At 68.6% G+C, this 23,592-nt stretch carries 29 protein-coding genes and 1 tRNA gene; 15 read left to right on the top strand and 15 right to left on the bottom strand.

Features of this window, described 5'->3' with window-relative positions; translation table 11 throughout:
• Positions 1-204 precede the first annotated feature (204 nt).
• The 6 genes from LMH63_RS02090 to LMH63_RS02065 all read left to right on the top strand — a co-directional run bounded on the left by LMH63_RS02090 (position 205) and on the right by LMH63_RS02065 (position 5,216).
• On the top strand, positions 205-627 hold the full coding sequence (locus LMH63_RS02090; RefSeq protein WP_109679019.1) for a pilin: 423 nt from the start codon (positions 205-207) through the stop codon (positions 625-627).
• Between the two features lie 406 nt (positions 628-1,033).
• A complete protein-coding gene (locus LMH63_RS02085) occupies positions 1,034-1,525 on the top strand; it encodes a transposase (protein ID WP_109680116.1) in 492 nt (163 codons plus the stop codon).
• A gap of 126 nt (positions 1,526-1,651) precedes the next feature.
• The gene (locus LMH63_RS02080; protein WP_109680115.1) at positions 1,652-2,608 is read left to right on the top strand and encodes a helix-turn-helix domain-containing protein; all 957 of its coding nucleotides are present in this window, start codon (positions 1,652-1,654) and stop codon (positions 2,606-2,608) included.
• A 60-nt stretch (positions 2,609-2,668) separates the two neighbouring features.
• Positions 2,669-3,229 (top strand): Uma2 family endonuclease, encoded by a 561-nt coding sequence (locus tag LMH63_RS02075; RefSeq protein WP_109680114.1) that lies wholly within the window; start codon positions 2,669-2,671, stop codon positions 3,227-3,229.
• Between the two features lie 227 nt (positions 3,230-3,456).
• Positions 3,457-4,269 (top strand): ABC transporter permease, encoded by an 813-nt coding sequence (locus LMH63_RS02070; protein WP_373317891.1) that lies wholly within the window; start codon positions 3,457-3,459, stop codon positions 4,267-4,269.
• 233 nt (positions 4,270-4,502) lie between these two features.
• Positions 4,503-5,216 carry a PEP-CTERM sorting domain-containing protein gene (locus tag LMH63_RS02065; RefSeq protein ID WP_158280474.1) on the top strand — a complete coding sequence of 238 codons (714 nt, stop codon included), beginning with the start codon at positions 4,503-4,505 and terminating at the stop codon, positions 5,214-5,216.
• 64 nt (positions 5,217-5,280) lie between these two features.
• Here LMH63_RS02065 and LMH63_RS02060 read toward each other — a convergent pair whose 3' ends face one another.
• Positions 5,281-7,095 (bottom strand): S8 family serine peptidase, encoded by a 1,815-nt coding sequence (locus LMH63_RS02060; protein WP_199225753.1) that lies wholly within the window; start codon positions 7,093-7,095, stop codon positions 5,281-5,283.
• A 240-nt stretch (positions 7,096-7,335) separates the two neighbouring features.
• On the opposite strand from LMH63_RS02060, the gene LMH63_RS02055 reads away from it, so the two are divergent.
• The 4 genes from LMH63_RS02055 (at position 7,336) to LMH63_RS02040 (ending at position 10,145) form a co-directional block, all read left to right on the top strand.
• The gene (locus tag LMH63_RS02055) at positions 7,336-7,992 is read left to right on the top strand and encodes a DUF4126 domain-containing protein (RefSeq protein ID WP_109680112.1); all 657 of its coding nucleotides are present in this window, start codon (positions 7,336-7,338) and stop codon (positions 7,990-7,992) included.
• Entirely contained in the window at positions 7,989-8,450 is a 462-nt protein-coding gene (locus LMH63_RS02050) for an NUDIX domain-containing protein (protein ID WP_199225752.1), read from the top strand. Before LMH63_RS02055 ends, LMH63_RS02050 begins: the two co-directional genes overlap by 4 nt.
• 226 nt (positions 8,451-8,676) lie before the next feature.
• Entirely contained in the window at positions 8,677-9,243 is a 567-nt protein-coding gene (locus LMH63_RS02045; protein WP_109680110.1) for a hypothetical protein, read from the top strand.
• Entirely contained in the window at positions 9,243-10,145 is a 903-nt protein-coding gene (locus tag LMH63_RS02040; RefSeq protein WP_109680109.1) for a ketopantoate reductase family protein, read from the top strand. The genes LMH63_RS02045 and LMH63_RS02040 overlap by 1 nt, the downstream gene beginning before the upstream one ends.
• A 278-nt stretch (positions 10,146-10,423) precedes the next feature.
• On the opposite strand, the gene LMH63_RS02035 is transcribed toward LMH63_RS02040, so the two are convergent.
• Both LMH63_RS02035 and LMH63_RS02030 read right to left on the bottom strand, forming a co-directional pair.
• On the bottom strand, positions 10,424-10,969 hold the full coding sequence (locus LMH63_RS02035; protein ID WP_109680108.1) for an adenine phosphoribosyltransferase: 546 nt from the start codon (positions 10,967-10,969) through the stop codon (positions 10,424-10,426).
• A gap of 73 nt (positions 10,970-11,042) precedes the next feature.
• Positions 11,043-11,786 (bottom strand): FCD domain-containing protein, encoded by a 744-nt coding sequence (locus LMH63_RS02030; RefSeq protein WP_109680107.1) that lies wholly within the window; start codon positions 11,784-11,786, stop codon positions 11,043-11,045.
• Positions 11,787-11,942: 156 nt separating this feature from the next.
• Between LMH63_RS02030 and LMH63_RS02025 the strand changes: the two genes are divergently transcribed.
• Positions 11,943-12,242, top strand: a complete 300-nt coding sequence (locus tag LMH63_RS02025) for a hypothetical protein (protein WP_109680106.1) — start codon at positions 11,943-11,945, stop codon at positions 12,240-12,242.
• Positions 12,243-12,245: 3 nt separating this feature from the next.
• On the opposite strand, the gene LMH63_RS02020 is transcribed toward LMH63_RS02025, so the two are convergent.
• Both LMH63_RS02020 and LMH63_RS02015 read right to left on the bottom strand, forming a co-directional pair.
• Positions 12,246-12,452 (bottom strand): cysteine-rich CWC family protein, encoded by a 207-nt coding sequence (locus tag LMH63_RS02020; RefSeq protein WP_109680105.1) that lies wholly within the window; start codon positions 12,450-12,452, stop codon positions 12,246-12,248.
• Positions 12,449-12,607 (bottom strand): DUF1289 domain-containing protein, encoded by a 159-nt coding sequence (locus LMH63_RS02015; protein ID WP_109680104.1) that lies wholly within the window; start codon positions 12,605-12,607, stop codon positions 12,449-12,451. The genes LMH63_RS02020 and LMH63_RS02015 overlap by 4 nt, the downstream gene beginning before the upstream one ends.
• A gap of 78 nt (positions 12,608-12,685) precedes the next feature.
• Between LMH63_RS02015 and LMH63_RS02010 the strand changes: the two genes are divergently transcribed.
• Positions 12,686-13,771, top strand: a complete 1,086-nt coding sequence (locus LMH63_RS02010) for an endonuclease/exonuclease/phosphatase family protein (RefSeq protein WP_109680103.1) — start codon at positions 12,686-12,688, stop codon at positions 13,769-13,771.
• Between the two features lie 139 nt (positions 13,772-13,910).
• Here LMH63_RS02010 and LMH63_RS02005 read toward each other — a convergent pair whose 3' ends face one another.
• Positions 13,911-14,915, bottom strand: a complete 1,005-nt coding sequence (locus LMH63_RS02005) for a YhdH/YhfP family quinone oxidoreductase (RefSeq protein ID WP_109680102.1) — start codon at positions 14,913-14,915, stop codon at positions 13,911-13,913.
• A 56-nt stretch (positions 14,916-14,971) separates the two neighbouring features.
• Complete coding sequence (gene ilvA / locus LMH63_RS02000; RefSeq protein ID WP_109680101.1) at positions 14,972-16,483, bottom strand: threonine ammonia-lyase, biosynthetic; 1,512 nt, start codon at positions 16,481-16,483, stop codon at positions 14,972-14,974.
• Positions 16,484-16,941: 458 nt separating this feature from the next.
• On the opposite strand from ilvA, the gene rpiA reads away from it, so the two are divergent.
• Together rpiA and LMH63_RS01990 are read left to right on the top strand one after the other, a co-directional pair.
• Positions 16,942-17,595 (top strand): ribose-5-phosphate isomerase RpiA, encoded by a 654-nt coding sequence (gene rpiA / locus LMH63_RS01995; RefSeq protein ID WP_109680100.1) that lies wholly within the window; start codon positions 16,942-16,944, stop codon positions 17,593-17,595.
• 142 nt (positions 17,596-17,737) lie between these two features.
• The gene (locus LMH63_RS01990) at positions 17,738-17,938 is read left to right on the top strand and encodes a DUF2905 domain-containing protein (protein ID WP_109680099.1); all 201 of its coding nucleotides are present in this window, start codon (positions 17,738-17,740) and stop codon (positions 17,936-17,938) included.
• Between the two features lie 63 nt (positions 17,939-18,001).
• Here LMH63_RS01990 and LMH63_RS01985 read toward each other — a convergent pair whose 3' ends face one another.
• From LMH63_RS01985 to LMH63_RS01950, 8 genes are all read right to left on the bottom strand, one after another.
• A complete protein-coding gene (locus LMH63_RS01985) occupies positions 18,002-19,198 on the bottom strand; it encodes a molybdopterin molybdotransferase MoeA (RefSeq protein WP_109680098.1) in 1,197 nt (398 codons plus the stop codon).
• A gap of 5 nt (positions 19,199-19,203) precedes the next feature.
• A complete protein-coding gene (locus LMH63_RS01980) occupies positions 19,204-19,443 on the bottom strand; it encodes a MoaD/ThiS family protein (protein ID WP_109680097.1) in 240 nt (79 codons plus the stop codon).
• 289 nt (positions 19,444-19,732) lie between these two features.
• Positions 19,733-20,104 (bottom strand): outer membrane protein assembly factor BamE domain-containing protein, encoded by a 372-nt coding sequence (gene bamE, locus LMH63_RS01975; RefSeq protein WP_109680096.1) that lies wholly within the window; start codon positions 20,102-20,104, stop codon positions 19,733-19,735.
• Positions 20,105-20,365: 261 nt separating this feature from the next.
• Positions 20,366-20,439, bottom strand: a tRNA-Gln gene (locus tag LMH63_RS01970).
• 11 nt (positions 20,440-20,450) lie between these two features.
• A complete protein-coding gene (gene rpsI / locus LMH63_RS01965; RefSeq protein WP_109680095.1) occupies positions 20,451-20,843 on the bottom strand; it encodes a 30S ribosomal protein S9 in 393 nt (130 codons plus the stop codon).
• A 25-nt stretch (positions 20,844-20,868) separates the two neighbouring features.
• Complete coding sequence (gene rplM / locus LMH63_RS01960; protein ID WP_109680094.1) at positions 20,869-21,297, bottom strand: 50S ribosomal protein L13; 429 nt, start codon at positions 21,295-21,297, stop codon at positions 20,869-20,871.
• A gap of 90 nt (positions 21,298-21,387) precedes the next feature.
• On the bottom strand, positions 21,388-22,212 hold the full coding sequence (gene speD, locus LMH63_RS01955; protein ID WP_109680093.1) for an adenosylmethionine decarboxylase: 825 nt from the start codon (positions 22,210-22,212) through the stop codon (positions 21,388-21,390).
• 44 nt (positions 22,213-22,256) lie between these two features.
• Entirely contained in the window at positions 22,257-22,673 is a 417-nt protein-coding gene (locus LMH63_RS01950; protein WP_109680092.1) for an OsmC family protein, read from the bottom strand.
• A 188-nt stretch (positions 22,674-22,861) separates the two neighbouring features.
• On the opposite strand from LMH63_RS01950, the gene crp reads away from it, so the two are divergent.
• The gene (gene crp, locus LMH63_RS01945) at positions 22,862-23,500 is read left to right on the top strand and encodes a cAMP-activated global transcriptional regulator CRP (protein WP_109680091.1); all 639 of its coding nucleotides are present in this window, start codon (positions 22,862-22,864) and stop codon (positions 23,498-23,500) included.
• Positions 23,501-23,592 lie beyond the last annotated feature (92 nt).

Genomic DNA, 23,592 nt, shown 5'->3' with positions numbered 1-23,592 from the left:
TGCCACATAACGCCAACTTCGCTAACCGGCTGTTCCAGCAGCAGTAACGCCCCAAATGACCCCAAACTCCACCCGTTGGCACACCTCCTGCAAACAGGATCACCGAGGACCAACGCCGAACAACCCAGAGGGGGTGGCGCTTGGCCCGCCGGGCACTGCGACGAGCAGGTCTTACAGGAACCGACTCAAAGAGGAGTCAACGTCATGAAGAAGCAGCAGGGCTTTACCCTTATCGAGCTGATGATCGTGGTGGCGATCATCGGTATTCTTGCGGCGATTGCGATTCCGGCTTATCAAGATTACACCGCACGTGCACAGGCTTCTGAAGGGCTGAGCGCGACGGCCGGTCTACGCGCAGATATCTCGGAGCAGTTCGCACTGACCGACACAATTCCGGCCGCTGCAGGTGATCTGAACACTAACCTGAACGATATCGCGACTGCTCAGTACATCAGCGGCGTTGCTTACGCCAATGGAACGATCACCGTCACGTGGGACGGCGCGACGTCATCGCTGGCGGGTGATATGACGATTGCTCCAGTTAACAACGATCCGCAGCAGGGCTGGGTGTGTGCCGCCGCTAACGGTATGGAGGCGAATCACCTCCCCGGCGGGTGTGCTAACTGATAACTGAAAAGGCTATGCCAGCAGGCCGCAGGATACAGTTCGTATCCTGCGGCTTTCTTCGTGGGGCTTTCTTCGTGGACGCAGCGAAGGGCGAAGGGGTCAAGTCTTGACATGACAGTTCGCCACCTCCGCAAACCATAACCGCGATCCCGCCCTCGCAATTACGCTCTCCCGGATCTACCATCACCGCCACCGGCGCAGGGATCGCGTCGCAGACCTCGGCAGGATGCCGTCCCATGGCTCGTCCCCTTCGCATCGAGGCGAAGGGGTCAAGTCTTGACATGACAGTTCACCCCCTCTGCGAGCCATAACCGAAAGCCCACCCTCGCAATCGCGTCCTCCCGGATCTACTATCACCACCACCGGCGCATGGATCGCGTCGCAGATCTCGGCAGGATGCCGTGCCATGGCTCGCCCCCTCCGCATCGAGTACGAAGGCGCCTGGTATCACGTCATGAACCGCGGCGCCGGCCGGCGGGTGACTTTCCCCGACGGTGATGCCTACCAGCGCTTCCTGGATACCCTCGCCGAGACGGTGGACCGATTCCGTATCGAGGTGCATGCCTACTGCCTAATGCCCAATCACTACCATCTGCTGCTGCGGACGCCCTTCGCCAATCTCGGGCGGGCAATGCGTCATCTCGACGGGGTCTATACGCAGCGTTACAACCGGGTGGCGGGTACGGATGGCCCCCTGTTCCGTGGCCGCTACAAGGCCATTTTGGTGGAGTCGGACGCCTACCTGCTTACCGTCTCGCGGTACATCCATCGCAACCCGATCGACTGCCTGACGCCCCTCACTGCAGAGCTTGAGGGCTGGCGCTGGTCCAGCTATCCCGAATACATCGGCGCTAGGCCATCGGCGCCGTGGATCCGAGGCGAAGGGGTCAAGTCTTGACATGACAGTTCACCCCCTCTGCGAGCCATAACCGAAAGCCCACCCTCGCAATCGCGTCCTCCCGGATCTACTATCACCACCACCGGCGCATGGATCGCGTCGCAGATCTCGGCAGGATGCCGTGCCATGGCTCGCCCCCTCCGCATCGAGTACGAAGGCGCCTGGTATCACGTCATGAACCGCGGCGCCGGCCGGCGGGTGACTTTCCCCGACGGTGATGCCTACCAGCGCTTCCTGGATACCCTCGCCGAGACGGTGGACCGATTCCGTATCGAGGTGCATGCCTACTGCCTAATGCCCAATCACTACCATCTGCTGCTGCGGACGCCCTTCGCCAATCTCGGGCGGGCAATGCGTCATCTCGACGGGGTCTATACGCAGCGTTACAACCGGGTGGCGGGTACGGATGGCCCCCTGTTCCGTGGCCGCTACAAGGCCATTTTGGTGGAGTCGGACGCCTACCTGCTTACCGTCTCGCGGTACATCCATCGCAACCCGATCGACTGCCTGACGCCCCTCACTGCAGAGCTTGAGGGCTGGCGCTGGTCCAGCTATCCCGAATACATCGGCGCTAGGCCATCGGCGCCGTGGATCAGCACGAGCGAGATCCTGGCGGCGATGGGACGGAATGACACACCCGCGCGCTATCAGCGATTCGTGGCCATGGGCGTTGAGCAGGAGATCGCCGAGTTCTACGCAAGCGCGCGCAGGCCGCCGGTGCTGGGAAGTGACCAGTTCAAGGAACGCATGCTGGCGCTGGCGCGGCCGGCGGACGAGGTCCCGGTTACGGAGAGGCGACGCTGGCGCACCATGGACGAGGTGCTGCAGGCAGTCGCGGATGATGCGGGCATACGCATCGATGACCTCACCGCGCGCCGCGGACGGCCACCGCACAGGAGTCGGCCCTTCGCAATGTGGCTATGCCGCCAGGAAGCCGGTGCAAGCCTGCAGGAGATCGGCGAGCGCTTTGGCGGGCTGCATTACTCCGCAGTCACGCAGGCGATCCGGCGACTGCGTGAGGCGCTCGGAGCGGAGGCGCTGAAGCGAAAACGGGAAACTGTCATGTCAAGACTTGACCCCTGACCCTGTCGCGCGCGATGAGCGGCAGGCGGTAGCATGAGGTCTCCATGGGAGGTCTGTGCGATGACGGATCCAGCGCCCCGGCAGGCGACCTACGAGGACATCCTCGCGCTTCCCGACCATCTGGTGGGCGAGCTCCTCGGCGGCGACCTGCACACCCATCCGCGGCCCGCGCCGCGGCATGCGCGGGCCTATTCCGCGCTCGGTTATCGCATCGGCGGGCCTTTTGACGGCGGCATCGACGGCCCGGGCGGCTGGTGGATACTCGACGAGCCGGAGGTTCACCTGGGCGAGGATGTCCTGGTTCCGGATCTGGCCGGCTGGCGGCGCGAGCGCATGCCGTCGCTGCCGGACACGGCCTGGTTCGAGCTCGCGCCGGACTGGGTCTGCGAGATCCTCTCCCCGGCAACGGCACGCGCCGACCGAGCCATCAAGATGCCGATCTACGCCCGGGAGGGCGTGCATCACCTCTGGCTGGTGGACCCGGATGCCCGTACGCTCGAAGTCTTCGCACTACAGGACGAAGGCCGCTGGCTCATGCTCGCTGCGCTGAAGGACGACGACCCGGTCTGCCAGCCGCCCTTCGATGCGATCACCTTCGGGCTGGAGAGCCTCTGGGCCTGAACCTCGGCGGCCCCGCGGGGCTCAGAGTCAGAGGCTGAGCCAGGTGTAGCTCGGCAAGCGCGGCAGCGCTCGCCGACAGCCGCGCGCAGCGCGGCCGTGGGGGATTTCGCCTGACGGCGTGTCGGGTAGCGCCTGCGGCGCTTCCCGACCTACGGCGGAGCCAGCCAACATCCGCGCGGCAGCCGAACCGTAACCCGTCCACTGCTCATAGGAAGAGGTCGCACCCCGTGCGGAATCCCCCAGCCGAGCCCACGCTCATTCATTACCTGACCCAGCCGCCCTGGCTCAGTCTGCGCTTTCTCGCCGTTTGGCTGCGCAACCTGCGGGTATGGCGCAAGCTGATGATCCCCTCGCTGCTCGGCAACTTCGGCGAGCCGGTGCTGTACCTGCTGGCGCTTGGCTACGGGCTCGGGCAGCTGGTGGGCGAGATCGAGGGGATGACCTACATGGTCTTCCTCGGCTCGGGGATCATATGCTCCAGCGCCATGACCGGCGCGACCTTCGAGGCGCTGTACTCGGCCTATACCCGGCTGACCATGCAGCAGACCTGGGCGGCGATGCTGGCCGCGCCCATGAACGTGGATGACATCGTGCTGGGGGAGATCGTCTGGGCGGCGACCAAGGCGTTGATCAACTCCACCGCCATCCTGATCGTGGCGGCGTCCCTCGGCCTGGTGGCGGATCTGCGGGCGCTGCTGGTGCTCCCGGTGATCGGGCTGGCGGGGCTCTGCTTCGCGGCCATCGCGATGATCGTGACCGCCATCTCGAAGAGCTACGACTTCTTCCTCTACTACTTCACCCTGGTGCTAACGCCCATGCTGCTGCTCTCCGGCGTGTTCTTCCCCCTGGAGAGCCTGCCCGGCGCGGTTTCCGCGGGGGCGATGTTCCTGCCCCTGGCCCACGTGGTGCTGCTGGTACGGCCGCTTATGACGGGCGGCGTCCCGGATGCCGCCATGTTGCATCTGCTGGTAATCGCCAGCTACGCCGTCTCCGCCTACTGGATCGCGACAGCGCTGGCTCGGCGGCGTTTGATTCGTTGACTCCTAGCACCCACCAGAGCAGCAAACATACGTTTGCTGCGGGGTGAGACTGTCTGACTAAAGTGTCCGACTTCTTTACATGCAAGCCATTAGCATAGCGCTAACTTGCTGTATTTTTTGCTTGTTTTTTGTTGGCCTGAATCATGCTTCCTAAGTTGCAGAACTGTATCACGTCCTCCGTGAGGAAAAGAACAATGCCTTCAGGAACAGTACTCAGACGGCACGCGACATCGATGGGGCTCGCGATCGTGTCCCTGGCCTTCTGCGCTTCAGCAAGTGCAGCACTTACCGCGAGTGACTACGATGTCTTCGTGGATATGGCCGAGGTAGACACTACATTCGGACTGGCCGCTCAACTTGGAATCACGATTGACTCCGACAGCCAAACCACGTGGACCCTTCTTAACGCGGCGTCGAGTGACTCTTGGAGTGGAACAGATGGTGGAAGTGGGACCGGAAATCCTCCCCGTATAGACCAGTTGTTCTTCTCGCTTCACGAATTCGGCGGCGCCGGGTCCTTCACAGCCAACGACTTGACGATGGCCTTGGTAGAAAGCCTATCGGATGTCGACTCGGGTTGGTCGCTGAACGATGCCAATGGAAACTCTGGTGGTGCTGGCACCTTCGAGTTGGTCAACGAAAGCGACGACTCGGGCAGTCGCCTCGGAAGAGACTTGAAACTGGTCTTTACACTCACTACCGACCAGTTCGTTTGGGATTTAGACACGTTCCTTAATGCGCCGTTATCCGGCGCAGGAAATGGCGGCTACCAAGCCGCAGCAAGCTTCCAAAGCGTCGGTGAAGATGGCGACGACAGTGGTGTAGTGGCTGGCCTCTATGGGGAGGGCGGCGATACACCTGCCGGGGGGGTGCCCGCGCCGGGTAGTCTCATCCTCTTTGCCACAGGCATCGCGGGGTTCATTGGCGCGCGTCGATTCTCTAAGTAGTTGCCCGAGAAGAAGCTAGCCGCTCGCCCCGCGTTTTTGATTTATCCGGGACGAGCGGCATGAACTACTTCTTGGGTCCCTTCCCATTATTGCCGTTGTTTCCGTTGCCGCCCCCCGTATCACTGTCGTCATCCTTGCCGTCCACGGTCACACCCACCGACGCGCTGCCGGTGTTCCCTGCGGCGTCCTCGGCCTCGGCGGTGATGGTATGGCTGCCCGCGTCCGCCTTACGGCTGTTCCAGCGGCAGTTGAGAGTCGCGCTCCCGCCGGCGCAGAGGAGCTTGCCGTCCACCAGGATGCTTAGCATCTCGACGCCGGTGTCGTCCTCGGCGTAGGCGGCGATGTCCACGTGGCCGGAGACGGTGGCGCCGTCGGCGGGGCTGGTGATGGTGACGGTCGGCGCACCGGCGTCGTCGCTGGTGTTGGCGACCAGCACGCCGACCTCGTCGGTGGCGCTGTTGCCGGCGCTGTCAACCGCCTTGACGCTCAGGCGGGCGTCGCCGTCGCTGACGGTCTCGCTGTCCCAGGAAAAGCCCCAGGGGGAGGTCTCGTCGGTAGCCACTGGGGCGCCGTTGACCTGCAGCTCCACGTAGCTCACGCCGCTGCTGTCGCTGGCATCCACGTCCACGGCCACCAGCCCGGAGACCTCCGCGCCTTCCGCCGGTGAGACGAGGCTGACCGCCGGTGCGGTGGTGTCCGAATCGTTGACACTTGCCGCGGCACTCACCGCCTCGGCAGCGTTAACCCGGCCGTGGCCGTAGTAGGTGTCCGCGCCCTCGAGCCCCAGATCATCGGCGGAGGCCTCGAGCAGGCGCTCGACGTCCGCCGGGGCCAGGCCTTCGTTGCCCGCCGTCATGAGGGCGATGACGCCCGCGGTGACCGGGCTCGCGAAAGAGGTACCGGAGGCCGAGCCGTAGCCGCCGCCGCGCTTGGTGGTCCAAATGCCGGCACCGGGAGCGGCGACGTCGATGTAGTAGCCGTAGTTGGACCAGCTGGTCTTGCTGTCGCTGCTGTTCGTGGCCGAGACCGCGATCAGATAGGGGGAGTCCGAGTAGCCGGGGTCGCTGCCGTCGTTGCCGGCGGCCACCACCACCAGGCCACCGCGATCCATCATGTACTTGGCCGCGCTCTGGATGGTCGAGCTGCCGGAGACGTTGTAGCTGATGTTGGCCACATGGGCGCCATTGTCCGCCGCCCAGGTGAGGCCGTTGGCAATGTCGCTGAAGTAGGCGTAACCGTCGTCGCGGTCGGTGATGCGGACCGGCAGGATCCCGGTCTGCCACGCCAGCGAGGCCACGCCCTCGCCGTTGTCGCCGAGGGCGGCCACAACGCCGGCCACCAGGGTGCCGTGGCCGTGGACGTCACTGCTGTCGCTGCTGCCGGAGACGCTGTTGTAGCCGGGCAGGACGTTGGCACCGAGGTCGGCGTGGCCGGCGTCCACGCCGGTGTCGAGAACCGCCACCACGCGGCCGCTGCCGCGGCTGCTGTCCCAGGCGGTGGGGGCCTGGATCTGCGGCAGGTGCCAGGCGTCGTCATAGTAGGGGTCGTTGGGGCTCGTCGCCACCGGCGGCACGAGCCGGTCCGGCTCCGCGAAGCTGATATGGGGATTGCGCTGCAGCGCGGTGAGCACCCGCTCCCGGGCCTGCTCCGGGACGCGCAGCGTGATCACGTCGATGGCCTCGATGCGGCCGGTGCGCACGGCGCCCAGCCCGCGCAGCACACTGCCCAGGCGACCCTCGGACAGCCCCGGACGCGGCTGCACCAGCAGGCGCGCGTCCTCGGCGGCCGCCGGGGCGGGGATCGCCATCAGGCCGGCCATCAGGGCCGCCAGCGGCAGCACCGACTGGAAGATACGACGGGTACGGAGAAACGCGAACATGATTCTGGCCCCCTGTTTGAGCCCCGGCCGCGTGATTCTTCGATTGGCGGCCCAGTGGCAGGGTGCACGCTATAGGGCAAGGGTTCCCCGAAGTGCGCGCGATTTCGCAATACTGGCGCGTAGCGGCGAATGCGACGACGGGCGTGCGACGGCTGTCACGTTTGCGTTCAGCTGCCGTTCAGCGCCGCGCGCGGTACCCTGACGGGTGATCGAAACTCCGCCACGGGCAGGCAGGCCGATATGGAAACGCTCGACTCCGTTACCGGGCTAATCGCCCTCACCCTGGGCGTCGGCTGGGCGAGCGGCATCAACCTTTACGCCGCCATGCTCACCCTCGGGCTCATGCAGCGGCTCGGCTATGCCTCGCTGCCGGCGGGCCTCGAGGTGCTGGCGGATCCGCTGGTCATTGCCGCAGCGGGGCTCATGTACATGGTGGAGTTCGTGGCCGACAAGACGCCGGGGGTGGATACCGGCTGGGATGCGCTGCACACGCTGGTGCGGCTGCCTGCCGGCGCCCTCCTGGCCGCGGCGGCGGTGGGCGACGTGGCGCCGGCGGCCGAGCTCGCGGCGGCGCTGGTGGGCGGCGGGCTGGCGGCGGGGAGTCACTCGCTCAAGGCCGGCGGGCGCGCGCTGATCAACACCTCGCCGGAGCCGTTCTCGAACTGGACCGCCTCCATCTCGGAGGACGTGGCGGTGATCGGCGGGCTCTGGCTCGCGCTCAACCACCCCTGGCTGTTCCTGATCCTGCTGGTGGCCTTCATCGCGCTGCTGGTATGGCTGCTGCCGCGGATCCTTCGGGGCCTGCGGGCAGTGGGGCGGCGTATCGCGGGCTTCTTCCGCGGCCGATCGTCGCCTGCCGGCGACAGCGCCGCCCGGCTGCCGGACCAGCGACCATGACCGTCGGGCGTTTTCTCGCCGGCATCGCGGCGCTGCTGGAGGCGCCGGACGGGCGCGTCCTGCTGCTGCGCCGCGCCCACCATCGAGACTATGCCCCCGGCGCCTGGGAGTGCATCACCGGGCGCCTCGAGCAGGGCGAGGGCTTCGAGGACGCCCTGCGCCGCGAGGTGCGGGAGGAGACGGGCCTGGCCGCCGAGCCGGTGGCCCTGCTCGGGACCGCCCACTTTCACCGCGGGCCGGCGGACGCGGATCACGAGCTGGTGGGCGTGACCTACCTCTGCCGCGTCCCGGCGGCGGTACCGCCACGCCTGTCCCCGGAGCATGACGCGGCGCGGTGGGTCGATGCCGAGGGCGCCCAGGCACTGCTGACGGCCGAGGACCCGGCGACACGCTGGATGCGGCGGGTGGTGGCGCGCTGGCAGGGACACGCGCCGGCGGGCACGCTCGAGCTCGGCTGAGGCAGCCCATCGCCGCTGCGGGCGGGCCCTCCCACCAGGCCGTGACCGTCGTCTTTGAGCGACGCAGGAGGCGCTGCACGCGGCGAATCGCGGGCACCGCTGCAGCGGCAGGGCATTGCGTGGACACTGGGCGCCTGGGCCATGCGGCCCCCAGGAGCCTGCGCCGTGGAACGTTTCCCGGCTGCGGGCCGGCCACGTTTGATCGCATGACAACGGAGAGCCTGAAATGCGCCAGACCATGACGCTTGCCGCGGCGGCAGCCGCCGCAACGCTGGCAGCCGGAACGGCAGCCGCGGAGCCCAGCTATGATCACGTCGGCCTCGGCGTCGGCCTGATCGAGCTCGACGAGCGCGACCGCGACGGCGAGGGACTGGTGCTGGACGGCAAGTTCAGCATCGGCCCGAATGCCTATCTCCTCGGCCGCTACGCGGCCTGGGACCTGGATGCCGGGGTCGACCGCGAGGACTTCCGCCTCGGTGGCGGCCTGCATGGCCCCATCAGCCGCAACTTCGACCTCATCGGCGAGTTGTTCTACGAGAACCGCGAGCTGGAGCGCGGCGCCAGCGAGCGGGACGATGACGGCTTCGGCCTGCGCGGGGGCGTGCTCGGCACCATTTCGCCCGGGGTTACCCTCGGCGGCGGCGCCGTCTACTACGACCTCGACAGCGACGAGGAGCTCGGGCTCTACGGCGAGACCTGGGTCGACGTCGGCCGCCGGGTGCAGGTGGGCGGCGAATTGGAGCTCGGCGACGAGCAGGAGCTGCTCACCGTGGGTGCGCGACTGCGGTTCTGATGGCCGCGCCGCGCATCGCGATCCTCGGCGCCGGCAGCCTGGGGCTGCTGTTCGGGGCGTCGCTCGCCGCCTCCGGCCAGTCCGTGCACCTGCTGCGCCGCCCCGGCCATAGGCCAACCGAGGAGCGCATCCGCCTGGAGCGTGGCGGCGAGCGTCGCGAGCTGTCCCTGCCCGCCAGCGGCATCGACTCGCCACCCCCGGATCTGAGCCATGTCATCCTCTGCACCAAGGCTCACGACGCCGCCCCGGCGATCCGGCAGCTGGCACCAGCACTGCCGCCCGGCGCGGCGGTGCTGACCCTGCAGAACGGCCTGGGCAGCCAGGATGCGGTGGCGGCCGCGCTCCCCGGTCATCCGGTGAGCGCGGGCTGCACTACGGAGGGCGCCTGGCGCCGGGACGCCCGCACAGTGGTGCATGCCGGTATCGGCGTCACCCGCATCGGGCCCCTGCAGGGTGACGACGTCGACTGGTGCCAGCGGCTCGGGCCCGCCGGGCTCGGCTGCGAGCCAGTACCGGACATCCGCCGCTGGCTCGTGGACAAGCTGCGGGTCAACGCCCTGCTCAATCCGCTCACCGTGCTGCACGACTGCCGCAACGGCGGGGTTCTGGAGATCCCGGGGGCACGGGCGGCCCTGGAGTCCCTCGGTGCCGAGGCGGACGCGGTGCTCGCCGCCGCCGGCTACCGCTTCGCCGAGGGCGCCGCCGCACGCACCGCGGCGGTGGCCCGCGCCACCGCGGACAACGTCTCCTCCATGCTCCAGGACTACCGCGCCGGCCGCCGCCTCGAGCTCGACGCCATCACCGGCGCGATCCTCACCCTCGGCGCCCGGCACGGCATCGCCACCCCCGAGCACCAACGCATCTACGACACCTTGCGCGGGCTGGCGGCGGTCGGTCGGTAGCGCGGTCTGCAACCGCTGCGGGCGTGAGGTTTAAACACAACGACACAACGGGCACAACGATTCACAACGGAAGAGATATTCCTTTGCAGAGCCCGGCAGAACCGCTACGAGCGAAAATTCCCGAAACGAAGTAGAAAGCCGCGGAGATCGGCTGGAGCGTCTTGCAGGCAAACCTCATCACGCTCTTGGCGTTCCAGTCTTTCTCCGTCTCTCTCGCGTCGTGAATCGTTGTGCCCGTCGTGTCGTTGTGTTTAATCCAACGCCAGAATCAAGCGAAATCAGTAGCGAATCAGGGAAGTGACCGGGGCGTTGTCCAGGCGTCGGCGGCCGTTGAGGAAGGTGAGCTCGATGAGGAAGAGGTAGCCGACCAGCTCGCCGCCGAGGCGGCGGATGAGCTGGCCGGTGGCGTGGGCGGTGCCGCCGGTGGCGAGGAGGTCGTCGATGATCACCGCCCGGGCGCCGGCGCCGAAGGCGTCGCGGTGGACCTCCAGGGCGTCGGTGCCGTACTCCAGCTGATACTCGCAGCGGTGCACCTCCGCCGGCAGCTTGCCCGGCTTGCGCACGGGTATGAAGCCGGCGCCGATGCGATCGGCCAGTGCCGCGCCGAAGATGAACCCCCGGGACTCGATCCCCACCACGTAGTCGAGCGGCTCGCCCCCGAGCCGCTCCGCGAACAGGTCGATGCTGGCACGGAAGCCCCGGGCATCGCCCAGCAGCGGCGTGATGTCCTTGAACACGATGCCCGGCTTGGGGAAGTCGGGGATGTCCCGGATCAGGCGCCCTACCTGCTCGATGGCGCCCTGCGGGTCCATGCTGTCGGTCATGCTGCTCGTCTCCATTGGGTTCGGCGCCCGCAGGGTCGGGGCGATGCGTCGCGGCCGGCACCGCAGTCCGGTCTCATCCGGACGGGGGTCCGCTGCCGCCCTGGCCCACGCCGGTACGCACGAAGCGCAGGTGCACCTCGGCGGCACGCACCGCGGCCTCCGGGTCGCCCGCACGCACTGCGTCCACCAGGGCGCGATGCTGGTCGCGCAGCAGATGCTCGGCGGCCTCGCGCACCAGCAGGGCCTCCCGCGCGCGACGCACGTGATCGCGCATCACCGAGAACAGCCCGCGCATGACGTGCACCAGCGCCACGTTGTGGCTCGCCTCCGCCACCGCGAGGTGCAGCCGCGCATCCCACTCCGCGGCGGTGCCGGCGTCCCCGGCTTCCTGGGCCTCCTCCATGCGCTCGGCGGCGAGCTCGATGGCCTGCAGGTCCTCGTCGCTCGCGCGCATGGCGGCGAGGGCGGCGGTGAGCGTCTCCAGGCCCTGACGCAGCTCGAGCACGTCCGCCACCGCCTTGGGCTGCGTCTCCATGAGGCGCAGCAGCGGGTCGGTCAGGCTGGGCGCCGTGACCTCGGCCACGGTATAGCCGGCATTCCGGCGCACGGCGAGGATGCCCCTGGCCTCGAGCTTCAGCAGGGCCTCCCGCAGGGAGGGCCGCGAGACCTCCATCTGCCGGGAGAGCTCGCGCTCCGCCGGCAAGGCGTCTCCCGGGCGCAGCCGCCCTTCCACCACGTGTCGCTCGATCTGCTCGGCTATGGCGTCGGAGAGCCGGGCGCTGGCGGGCGGCTCGACAGTGCTGAACAGGCTTTCCACAGCAAACCTTCAATCCGGAACGCCGGGGCACGGCCCCAGCATTCCGGGATGATAGCGACAAACCTCGCCGGGACGCATCCCGCGGCCAGCCCAGGCCCGCGGACTGGTACCATTCACGTCAGCCGCCGCAACAGCGTGCACAGCACAGGACCGCCGATGAGCGACGAGGAAGCAAGCTACGATATCGCCTCGCGGGAGGCCGTCGAGCTCGGCAACCGCCTGGCCGACGCCGAGCCTGAGGGGGACGTCTGGGAGATCGCCGACGGGCTGCTGGCCGGTGCGGTGCAGTACTGGCTCTATGCCCGCCAGCCTTGCGGTGACCCGGACTGCGAGGATTGCGCCTCACTCTGCACCGCGGAGCTGCGCATGGAGGCGCTCCACCAGCTGGTGGAGGACTTCGCCCGCAGCAGCGAGTACTTCCACGCCCCGACGGACTTCGACGCCGGCCGCGCCTGACGTTCAGCGGCAGCCGGTGATGGCCTCCGGCCGGCGCGCCAGCTGCTGGAGGCAGTCGCGGCAGAGGCAGTCGTCATAGCGGCGGGCGATGGCCTCGCGGAGCTCGTCGTCCAGCGGGACATCCACGCACTGGCAGCGATGGATGGAACCGAGCCGGCACTCGAAGTCCCGCCCGCATCGGGGGCAGAGCTTGGGCTCGTGGGCCGTCATCGGGCCGCCTGGCGGGCCAGGCGGCGCATGATCGCCGCGCGCTCGGCGTCGCTGTAGCGCGTCCACTGGGCGATTTCGCTGAGCGTGCGCCCGCAGCCGCGGCAGCGGCCGTTGTCTACCCGGCAGACGCCGATGCAGGGCGAGGCGATGTCCATCCGGCTACCTCCACAACATGTAGGGCCTGATTTCTACCAGAACCACCACTTCTGGTAAATGCCGCAGCGCACCTCACCATGAGCACGCCGCCCCGGGTCCGCATCGCCAGCTACAATACGGCGCTCAACCGCCCGGCTGCCGGCGCCCTCTGCCGCGACCTTGCCACGGGCGACCCCCAGGCCGCAGCCGTGGCGGCCATTGTCGCCGCGGTCGCCCCGGACATCCTGCTGCTGAACGAGGTCGATGACGACCCCGACGGAGCGGCGCTGGCGCAGTTCATCGACGGTTACCTCGCTCCCGCGGGCGCCGACTACCCCTACCGCTTCCGCGCGCCGGTTAACACCGGTGTGCCGTCGGGCTACGACCTGGACCGCGACGGCCGCTGTGACGGCCCCGGGGATGCCCTCGGCTTCGGCGAGTTCCCGGGCCAGTACGGCATGGCACTGCTCGCCCGCTACCCGATTCTCACCGGCCAGGTGCGCAGCTTCCGCCGCTTCCCCTGGTGTCGCCTGCCGGGTGCGCGGCTGCCGCGGGACGACCAGGGCGGGCACTGGTATCCGCCGCACGCGCGGGCCTGGTTGCCGCTCTCCTCCAAAAGCCACTGGGACGTGCCGGTGGCCCTGGGCGACCGAATTCTGCACTGCCTCGCAAGCCACCCCACGCCGCCTGCCTTCGACGGGCCGGAGCGGCGTAACCGCCTGCGCAATGCCGACGAGCTGCGCTTCTGGCTGGGCTACCTCGACGACGCCGCCTGGGTCGAGGATGACAGGGGACGATCCGGCGGCCTGGCGAGGGGAGCGCACGTCGTGCTGCTCGGCGACCTCAACGCGGATCCGGCGGACGGCGACGGCGAGCGCGCGGTGATCCGCTCCCTGCTGGGGCATCCACGCCTGCAGGACCCGCAGCCCCGCAGCCGCGGCGGCGCGGTGGCCAGCCGCAGCGCGCGCCGCCGCCCGGCAGGGGACCCGGCGCTGCACACGGGCTGGTTCGGCGCCTTCGGCCTGCGTCTCGACTACGTCCTGCCGGACCGGCGCTGGACGATGCTGGACGCCGGCGTGCACTGGCCGGCGCCCGACGAACCCGGGCGCGCGCTGGTGGGCGACGGCCGGGGCGTGGTGAGCTCGGACCACCGGCTCGTCTGGGTGGACGTGGCGGTGCCGTAGCGGCCCCGGGCGGGGAATTCGGCGCGGGGGCGCGCCTCCCACAGGCTCTGCCTGGCCGCGGCGCCCGCATCGGAGCCTGTGGCAGCGGCGCCCTCGCCGCGAACCCCCACGTCGAACAGCGGCCTCCGTCGGCGGCGGGCTAGCGCTCCGGCGCCATGCGCACGATCACCCGGCCGCGGACGCCGCCGGCCAGGATGCGGTCGATCTCGGCGCCGAGGCCGTCCAGATCCGTCTCCACCGCGATGGTGTCGAGCATGCCCGGCTTCCAGCCACCGGCGAGGTCCGACCAGACGTCGCGCCGGATCGGCGCCGGGGTGTTCTGGGAGTCCACGCCCATGAGCGCTACGTGCCGGAGGATGAAGGGGAAGACCGTGGTGTGCAGCTCCGGCGAGGCCACCAGGCCGCAGCAGCTCACGGCACCCCGGTAGGCCGTGCACTTGAGCGCATGGGCGAGGATCTCGCCGCCCACGGTATCCACCACGCCGGCCCAGCGGGGTTTCAGCAGGGGTCGACCGGAGTCGTCCGCCAGCTCGCCGCGGTCGACGATCTCTTCGGCACCGAGCTCGCGCAGCCAGCCCTCGGCATCCCGCTTGCCGGTGGCGGCATGGACGCTGTAACCGAGCCGGTGAAGCAGGGCGACGGCAAGGCTGCCGACACCACCCGTCGCGCCGGTGACGAGGACGTCGCCGGATTCGGGCGTGACTTCCCGCAGGCGCAGCTCGCGGATGCAGAGCGCGGCGGTAAAGCCGGCGGTGCCAAGGATCATGGCCTCCCGGGCGTCCATGCCCTCGGGCATGGGCACGACCCACTCGGCCGGCACGCGGATGTACTCGCCGAAGCCGCCATCGGTATTCATGCCGAGGTCGTAGCTGGTGACGATCACCGGGTCGCCCGGACGCCAGTCGGGGCTGTCGCTCGCGGCCACCACGCCGGCGGCGTCGATGCCGGGGGTGTGGGGGTACTCCCGGGTGACCGCCTTGTTGCCGCTGGCGGAGAGGCCATCCTTGTAGTTCAGCGCCGACCAGTGCACGCGGACCAGGACGTCACCGGCGGGTAGGTCCTCCAGCCGGCGCTCGCGGATGTGCCGGGCGTAGCCATCGCCCTCGGGCTCGATGCGCAGGGCGCGGAAGGTATTCGTGGTCATGAGCTCCTCCGTGGGTCAGGCCGCCGCGTTCCCGCCCGCCCCCGGCGGCGGAACGCTCAGCTCAGGAACAGGGCGTAGGCCGGGTTGGCGGTCTCGTCCTTGTAAGGGTAGCCGAGCTTGTCGAGGCTCTCGCGGAACCGGCCCCGCTGGTCCGGCGGCACCTGAATGCCCACCAGCACGCGGCCGTAATCGGCGCCGTGATTGCGGTAGTGGAACATGGAGATGTTCCAGCGCTTGCCCAGCCGGCGCAGGAACTTGAGCAGCGCCCCCGGCCGCTCCGGGAAGCGCACGTGGTAGAGCACCTCGTCGGCGACGTTGTGGCCGCGCCCGCCCACCATGTGCCGGAGATGGACCTTGGCCATCTCGTCCTCGGTGAGGTCGAGCACGGGGTAGCCCCGCTCGCGCAGGGCGGCGATGACCTCGTCGCGCTCGTTCAGGCCCTCGTTTAGGGCGATGCCGGCGAAGACGTGGGCCTCGGTCGGGTCGGCGAACCGGTAGTTGAACTCGGTGATGGAGCGGTTGCCGATGGTCTCGCAGAACTCGCGGAAGCTGCCGGGGCGCTCGGGGATGGTCACCGCCAGCACCGCCTCGCGGTGCTCGCCGAGCTCGGCGCGCTCGGCGACGTGGCCGAGGCGGTTGAAGTTCATGTTGGCGCCGCAGTTGATGCCGACCAGCGTCTCGGCGCGCACGCCGCGCTCCTCGACATACTTCTTGATGCCGGCGACGGCCAGCGCCCCGGCCGGCTCCATCACCGAGCGGGTGTCCTCGAAGATGTCCTTGATGCCGGCGCAGATCTCGTCGGTGGAGACGAGCATGCACTCGTCCACCAGCTCGCGGGCGATGCGGAAGGTCTCCTTGCCGATCTGGCGCACGGCCACGCCGTCGGCGAAGATCCCGACCTCGTCCAGGGTTACCCGCCGCCCGGCGGCCATGGCCCGCTCCAGGGTCGGGGCATCCTCGGGCTCGACGCTGATGATGCGGATGTCCGGGCGCAGCTGCTTCACGTAGGCCGCGATGCCAGCGATGAGCCCGCCGCCGCCTACGGGCACGAAGATGGCGTGGATCGGCCGCGGGTGCTGGCTGAGGATCTCCATGCCCACGGTGCCCTGGCCGGCGATGACGTCCGGGTCGTCGTAGGGCGGGATGTAGGTCAGCCCGCGCTCGGCGACGAGCTTCTCGGCGTGGGCCTTGGCCTCGTCGTAGCTGTCCCCGTGCAGCACCACCCGACCGCCGAAGTTGCGCACGGCGTTGACCTTGATCGCCGGCGTGGTGCGCGGCATGACGATAGTCGCCTTGATGCCGAGGCGCTGGGCGGACAGCGCCACGCCCTGGGCGTGGTTGCCGGCGGAGGAGCAGATCACCCCCCGCTCGCGCTGCTCCGCGGGGAGCTTGGAGATCTTGTTGTAGGCCCCGCGGATCTTGAACGAGAACACCGGCTGCAGGTCCTCGCGCTTCATCAGCACGCGATTGTTCAGGCGCCGGGAGAGGTTCACCGCCTCCTCCAGGGGGGTCTGCCGGGCAACGTCGTAGACGGATGCGGTGAGGATGCTCTGCAGGTAGTTCTTCATTCGGGCGACCGGCTCGCGGTTTTGCGGTGCCCGAGTGTAATGGATGACCGGTGGGCTGATAAGGCGCGGACCGGCGGGGAGCCTGCACCGGTCCGGCGGCAACGCGCCGCCTCGGCGTCCGTGCGCGCCGCTGGCCACCGGCTTGCCGCGGTCAGTATGATTCGGCCGAGGCACGCGACAGGCGCTGCGGGGCCGGCGGCCAACAGTACCGCGGAGGAGGCCCTCGGCGCCGGCGGTGCGAGGCGGGACGGGAGCGCCCGGGACCGTAGGCGAGAGGGACCTCGCCTACGAGCCTCCAGGGACGGATTCACGGCGTGTCCCGGGCGCTCCCGCCCCGCCTCGCACTGGGCACGGCTGTGAATCCGCCGCGACGTCGCGGCTGACCGGCCGGCTACAGGGCGAAGCGACTGACGTCAACGGCCTGTACGCAGCAGGCGGACTACCCGGGAGGCACAGGCATGGGCGGGGAAGCGGGCAAGCGCGCGGCGGCCGAGGCGGCCGCGGCGCTGGTGGAGGCGGGCAGCGTCATCGGCGTGGGCACCGGCTCCACGGTCAATCACTTCATCGACGCCCTGCCCGGGCGCGACTGCCGCGGCGCGGTGTCGAGCTCCGAGGCGAGCAGCGCGCGACTGCGCGAGCTCGGCATCCCCGTGCTCGACGCCAACGAAGTGGACGGCCTGGCCCTGTACGTCGACGGTGCCGACGAGGTGAACCGCCACCTGCAGATGATCAAGGGCGGCGGCGGTGCGCTCACCCGGGAGAAGATCGTCGCCGCCATGAGCGATCGGTTCGTGTGCATCGTCGATGCCGCCAAGCGCGTGGGGGTGCTCGGCGCCTTTCCGCTGCCGGTGGAGGTCATCCCCATGGCGCGCTCCTTCATCGGCCGCGAGCTGGCGCGCCTCGGCGGCCGGCCCGTGCTGCGCGAGGGCTTCACCACCGACAACGGCAACCTGATCCTGGACGTTCACGGCCTCGAGATCGCCGAGCCCATCCGCCTCGAACGCGCGCTCAACGACCTCCCGGGCGTGGTCACCAACGGCCTCTTCGCGCTGCGGCCGGCGGACCTGCTGCTGGTGGGGAGCGAGGGGGGTGTGGAGCGGGTCGAGCGCTGATGCGCTCGACCCGAGTTCAAAGCGCTCAGTTCAACGTTCAAAGTATGAGGGGGAGACTTGATGCCAGCTTCATCGGCTGGAGCACGGCGGTCCGGCTCGCTGTCTTTGAACTTTGAACCTGAACTTTGAACTACGTCATTCCATGCAGAGATTCCTCATCATCCTGGGCCTGGTGATCCTTCTCGTGGGGCTGCTGTGGCCGGTGCTGCAGAAGCTCGGGCTGGGGCGGCTGCCGGGGGATATCCTGGTGCGCCGGGAGGGGTTCACCTTCTACTTCCCGATCATGACCTCGATCATCGTGAGCGTGGTGCTGACGCTGATCCTCTGGTTCTTCCGGAAGTAGCCGGCCCGCGTGCTCCCCGGCCCCGGGCGGCGGGCGTACGGTCGTGCAGGGCGGGAGCGCGGCTCAGTCCAGGGGCAGCCACTGGACCGTGGCGCCGGCGGGCAGCGGCGTCTCGCCTGCGGGCACGCGGACCAGGGCGTCCGCCTCGCCGAGGTTGCTCAGCATGTGGGAGGCCTGACGATCGAGGACGTGCAGCCGCACCGTCCCCTCCGCCGCCTCGCGGCGGGCCCGCAGCCAGCCGTCGCGGACACCGTCCCGGCGCACCGGATGGGCTGCGACGCCGCCGAGGAGCTCGGGGCCCGGCACCGCCAGCCCCTCGCGCAGGTCCAGCAGCCGGCGCAGGAATACCGACGCCCCGGCCAGCACCGCCGCCGGATTGCCGGGCAGGCCGAGCAGCGGCACGCCGTTCGGCGCCAGCCCGAGGTAGAGCGGCTTGCCGGGCTTCTGCCGCACCCGCCAGAACACCGTCTCCACGCCCTGGTCGGCCGCGGCCTGCATGACGAGGTCGTAATCGCCGACGGAGACGCCGCCGGTGGTGACCACGACGTCGGCCTCGGCGAGCGCCTGCTCCAGGTGCGCGCGAACGGCCTCCAGGCGGTCGGCCACATGGTGTATCTCGACCGGGTAGCCGCGTTCCGAGAGCCAGCCGCGCAGCAGGGGGCCGTTGGCGTCGCGGATACGGCCGGGGGCCGTTTCGCCGGCGCCGGGCTGGACCTCGTCACCGGTCACCAGCACCGCCACCCGCGGCGCCGGGCGCACCATGACACGCTCAACGCCAGCGGCGGCGAGGGCGGCCAGGCGCGCGGCATGCAGGCGCTGGCCGGGCGGGCAGACGATCGCGCCGGCGGCAAGCTCCTCGCCGCGGTTCCGCAACCCGTCGCCGGCAGCCACCGGCGCTGCCAGATGGATACGGCCCGGCTCGGCCCGCACCCGTTCCTGGGCCACCACCGCATCCGCCCCGGGGGGCACCATGGCCCCGGTGAATACGCGTACTGCGCCGTTCGCCGGCAGGCGCTCCGTCGCCACGGCGCCCGCCGGCACCTCGCCGGCCAGGGCAAGGCTCGAGGGCGCCGCCTCGGTATCGGCCGCCCGCACGGCGTAGCCGTCCAGCCCACTCTGGGCGAACGGAGGCAGATCCAGCACGCTGCTGGCCGGCTCCGCAAGGACCCGACCCAGAGCCGATTCCAGGGACTGGGCGACCGGCGCGAGTGCACCCACCCGCTCACTGCAAAGCGCGAGCGCCGCGTCGATCTCGTGCATGGACGTCAGCCGCCGCTCACCGGCGGCAGCAGGACCAGCGGCCGGTCGCCGGCGAGCTCGTCGTCCCGACCGACCATCTCGTCCCCCACCGCGCAGGCCACGCGCGGCAGATGCGGGGCGATCGCGGGCACGCTCTCGGTCAGCGCCTCCAGCACCTCGGCGACCCGCACGGGCCCGGAGAGGCCGATCTCCACCCGGCTCTGCCCGGCGGCCTCGCGCAACACCCCGTAGAGCTCCACCTGCATCGGCACCTCCTCTTCTGCGCGAGGTTCAGACTAGCTGATCCGACCACCCTGGCGCGAGGTACCGGCGGCATCAGGCGGAAGGAACAGCCCATCCGCCCGCGGGTCGCCCGCGGCTGCTACGTGCAGGGGATGCTCCAGCGGCTCCGCGTCTCGAGCCAAGGTCTTCTCCGACCCGTGAAGGCGGATAAGCCCGTCCGCGCCGAGCAGCAGGGGCCTGAACGACGCCCGACCCGCACTCCTCGATTGGCGCGCTGAACCGCCCGCCGGGCAAGGCAGCGCGAATACCGGGCTAAAGCGACGTCCCGCTCTCGCTGCCGCCGTCTTCCACCTGCACCTCGCGAACAACGTCGCTGTCATCGAAGAAGATGTAAACGACACGGTACTCGGTGTCGGTCTTGCTCAGGGCGGAGGCGTACGGCACGTAGCTCAGCAGGCCAGGGCGCGCCTCGGAGTAGTTGTACGCGATCATGCGGCCTTCACCGGTGGTCTTCGTCGAGTCCGGCTCGCCGAGGCGCTCGATGACTTCGGAGTAGGTCGTCTCCCCTTTCGTGATCTGCCCAAGGTCGTCGTCCGAAACCTGGGTTCCCGAGGTGGTCGCGCAGGCAGCAAGAAACAGGGCGAGCAGCAGGATCGTGGCCAATGGCAGGGTGCGAGCTGTCATGGGTATTACCTCTGTTTTTTGTTCTGGAGGTCCTCAATGCAGGTGAGATGCCGCCAGGAGTTCGGGCCCGCGTCTGCCCGTGCAGGCCCGGGTAGGCACAGGCCTTAAGCACATCCCTGGCGGCAAACGCCGGGAGTATAGACAAGCGAAGATGACGTTGCCGCGCTGAGCGCCGGCGCACCCGGGTGAGCGGATCGATCGCCGGGCGGGTGCCCCAGCCAACATGAAAAAGGCCCGCTCGGTGGCGGGCCTTTTTCATGTTGGCTGGGGGACCAGGATTCGAACCTGGGTTAACGGAGTCAGAGTCCGCTGTCCTACCGCTAGACGATCCCCCAATGAACCGTGATCAGCGCTTGGAGAACTGGGTGGCCCGGCGCGCCTTGTGCAGGCCGATCTTCTTGCGCTCCACCATGCGGGCGTCGCGGGTGACGAGGCCGGCGCGGCGGAGGCCGCTCTTCATGTCCTCGTCGTACTGGACCAGCGCCCGGGTGATGCCGTGGCGGATGGCGCCGGCCTGACCGCTCGAACCACCGCCAAAGACCGTAACATTGACGTCCAGCTTGTCGGTAGTCTCGGTGAGCTCCAGGGGCTGGCGCACCACCATGCGGGCGGTCTCGCGCCCGAAGTACTGATCCAGCGGCCGCCCGTTGACGGTGATCTGTCCCTGCCCCGGGCGCAGGTAGACCCGCGCGGAGGAGGTCTTGCGGCGGCCGGTTCCGTAATACTGCTCGGTTGCCATGTCTTGTTCCGTCTCTCAGGCGGGATCAGATCTCCAGCGCCTGCGGCTGCTGGGCGTGATGGTTGTGCTCGGGGCCGCTGTAGACCTTGAGCTTCTTGATCATCTGCCGCCCGAGGCGGTTCTTCGGCAGCATGCCCCGCACGGCGTGCTCGATGGCCCGCTCCGGGTGGCTCGTGATGAGCTTGTCGAAGGTGATGCTCTTCATGTGGCCCACATAGCCGGTAAACCGGTGGTAGGTCTTCTGCGAGGCCTTGCGGCCGGTCAAGGCCACGCGCTCGGCGTTCACCACGACGATGTAGTCACCGGTGTCCACGTGGGGCGTGAACTCGGCCTTGTGCTTGCCGCGCAGGCGGAAGGCGATCTCCGAGGCGAGCCGACCGAGTGTCTTGTCGGTGGCATCCACCACGTACCAGTCGCGCTGCACGTCCGCCGGTTTGGCGCTGAAGGTCCTCATTGGGAAAAGCTCTCCGAAGCCGTCGCTCCCGATCAAGAGGCGGGATACTACACAAAGCCCCGACGCCAGACAAGGCGCCGGGGCGCAGCATCACTGCCCGGCGCTGAGGGCGAGGTTGCGCCCGGAGAAGATCTCCAGCATCTCGTGGCGCAGCACCTCGCGGATGTGGTCGCGCTCCTCGTCCGGAAGGTCGCTCGCGGACTCGCCGAAGAGGTAGTCGTCCACGTCCCAGTCCTTGAGCATCATCTTCGTGTGGAAGATGTTCTCCTGAAGCATGTTGACGTCGATGGTGTGATAGCGCGCCAGGGTGTCCTCGGCCAGGTAGTTCTGGATCGAGGTGATCTCGTGATCGATGAAGTGCTTGCGGCCCTCGACGTCCCGGGTGAAGCCGCGCACCCGGTAGTCCATCGTGACGATGTCCGAGTCGAAGGAGTGGATCAGGTAGTTGAGCGCCTTCAGCGGCGAGATCAGCCCGCAGGTGGAGACGTCGATGTCCGCCCGAAAGGTGCTCACGCCGCGATGCGGGTGGCTCTCCGGGTAGGTGTGCACCGTGATGTGGCTCTTGTCGAGATGCGCCAGCACGGTCTCCGGCAGCGGCCCCGGCGAGGCCGGCGCGGTGACGTAGGTCTCCTCGATGCCGGTGCCGTCATCCTGCTCGGCGATCAGAATGGTCACGCTTGCGCCCTGGGGATCGTAGTCCTCGCGGGCGACGTTCAGCACCGTGGCGCCGATGATCTCGGCGACGCCGGTGAGGATCTGGGTCAGCCGCTCGGCGTTGTAGACCTCGTCGATGTATTCGATGTAGTCGCGCCTCTGCGCCGCCGTGTTGGCGTAGCAGATGTCGTAGATGTTGAAGCTGAGCGACTTCGTGAGATTGTTGAAGCCGTAGAGCTTCACCCGTTCCGACTGCGCCAACGCTCGCTACCTCCCGTGACGGTCCGGCCACCCAAGGGATGGCTTCAGACCTCCACGACCTCGTGGTCGTGAGTGATCTCCGCGGCCTGCCCCAGCATGATCGAGGCCGAGCAGTACTTCTCCGCGGACAGCCGTACCGCCCGCGCCACGGCCTCCGGCTTGAGCCCGCTGCCGCTGACGCGGAAGTGCAGATGGATATGCGTGAACACCTTGGGCGGCTCGTCCCGGCGCTCGGCGGCGACGTCCACCTCGCAGTCGCTCACCGGATGGCGCCCGCGCTGAAGGATGTGCACCACGTCCACCGCCGAGCAGGTGCCGACGCCGAGCAGCAGCAGCTCCATCGGCCGCGGCCCGCGGTCGCGCCCGCCGAGGTCCGGCGGCCCGTCCACCGTCACGCTGTGGCCACTGCCGGTGCGGCCCTCGAAGGCCATCCCGTCGAGCCAGCGGATACTCGCCTTCACCTTATGCTGCCTCCTGCACACGCGCCTGCCGGCCACGCGCTTTGAATGAAAAGCCGGGTAGTATATCGTCACTGGCACGCCCCGGGAAACGGCGCGTTTCTCGATTCGAAAAAGATGGTTGCGGTCGCCGCGGGGGTGTACTACGAATAAGCGACACAGCCGCGGCAACGGCACACAAGGACATAAAAATGGTACAGGCGGCCAAGGATTTGCTGAACAAGCCCCCCATGGACCACCTGCTCAGGCACTGCCATCGGCGCCGCTACCCGCCGAAGACGGTGGTCATCTATGCCGGCGACCAATCCGATGCCCTCTATTTCATCATCGAGGGGTCGGTGAGCGTGCTCATGGACGACGAGAGCGGCCACGAGCTGGTGCTTGCCTATCTCAACGCCGGCGACTTCTTCGGCGAGATGGGGCTGTTCGGCCAGAGCACCACCCGCAGTGCCTGGATCCGCACCCGGACGCACTGTGAGCTGGCCGAGATAAGCTACAACCGCTTCCGCCAGATCGCCAACGACGACCCGCAGATCCTCTTCCACCTGGCCGGCCAGATGGCCGACCGCCTCCGCAAGACCAGCATGAAGGTGCGCGACCTCGCCTTCCTGGATGTCACCGGCCGCATTGCCCGCACCCTGCTCGACCTCGCCGCCGAGCCCGACGCCATGACCCACCCGGATGGCATGCAGATCCGCATCACCCGTCAGGAGCTCGGCCGCATCGTCGGCTGCTCCCGCGAGATGGTGGGCCGGGTGCTGAAGGACCTGGAGGAGCAGGGGCTGATCTCGGTGAGTGGCAAGACGATGGTGATTTTCAACACGCGTTGAAAATCACCATAGTTCAAAGTTGCAAGTTCAAAGTTCAAAGACCGAGCGAGCTAGCCAGTGCCCCGACGCTCGCTCTTGCGGTCTTTGAACTT

It is taken from the genome of Spiribacter halobius (genome assembly GCF_020883455.1).
Classification (GTDB): domain Bacteria; phylum Pseudomonadota; class Gammaproteobacteria; order Nitrococcales; family Nitrococcaceae; genus Sediminicurvatus; species Sediminicurvatus halobius.
Note: the sequence above shows the minus strand (reverse complement) of the source record. Positions and strands in the feature narration are given on the sequence as shown.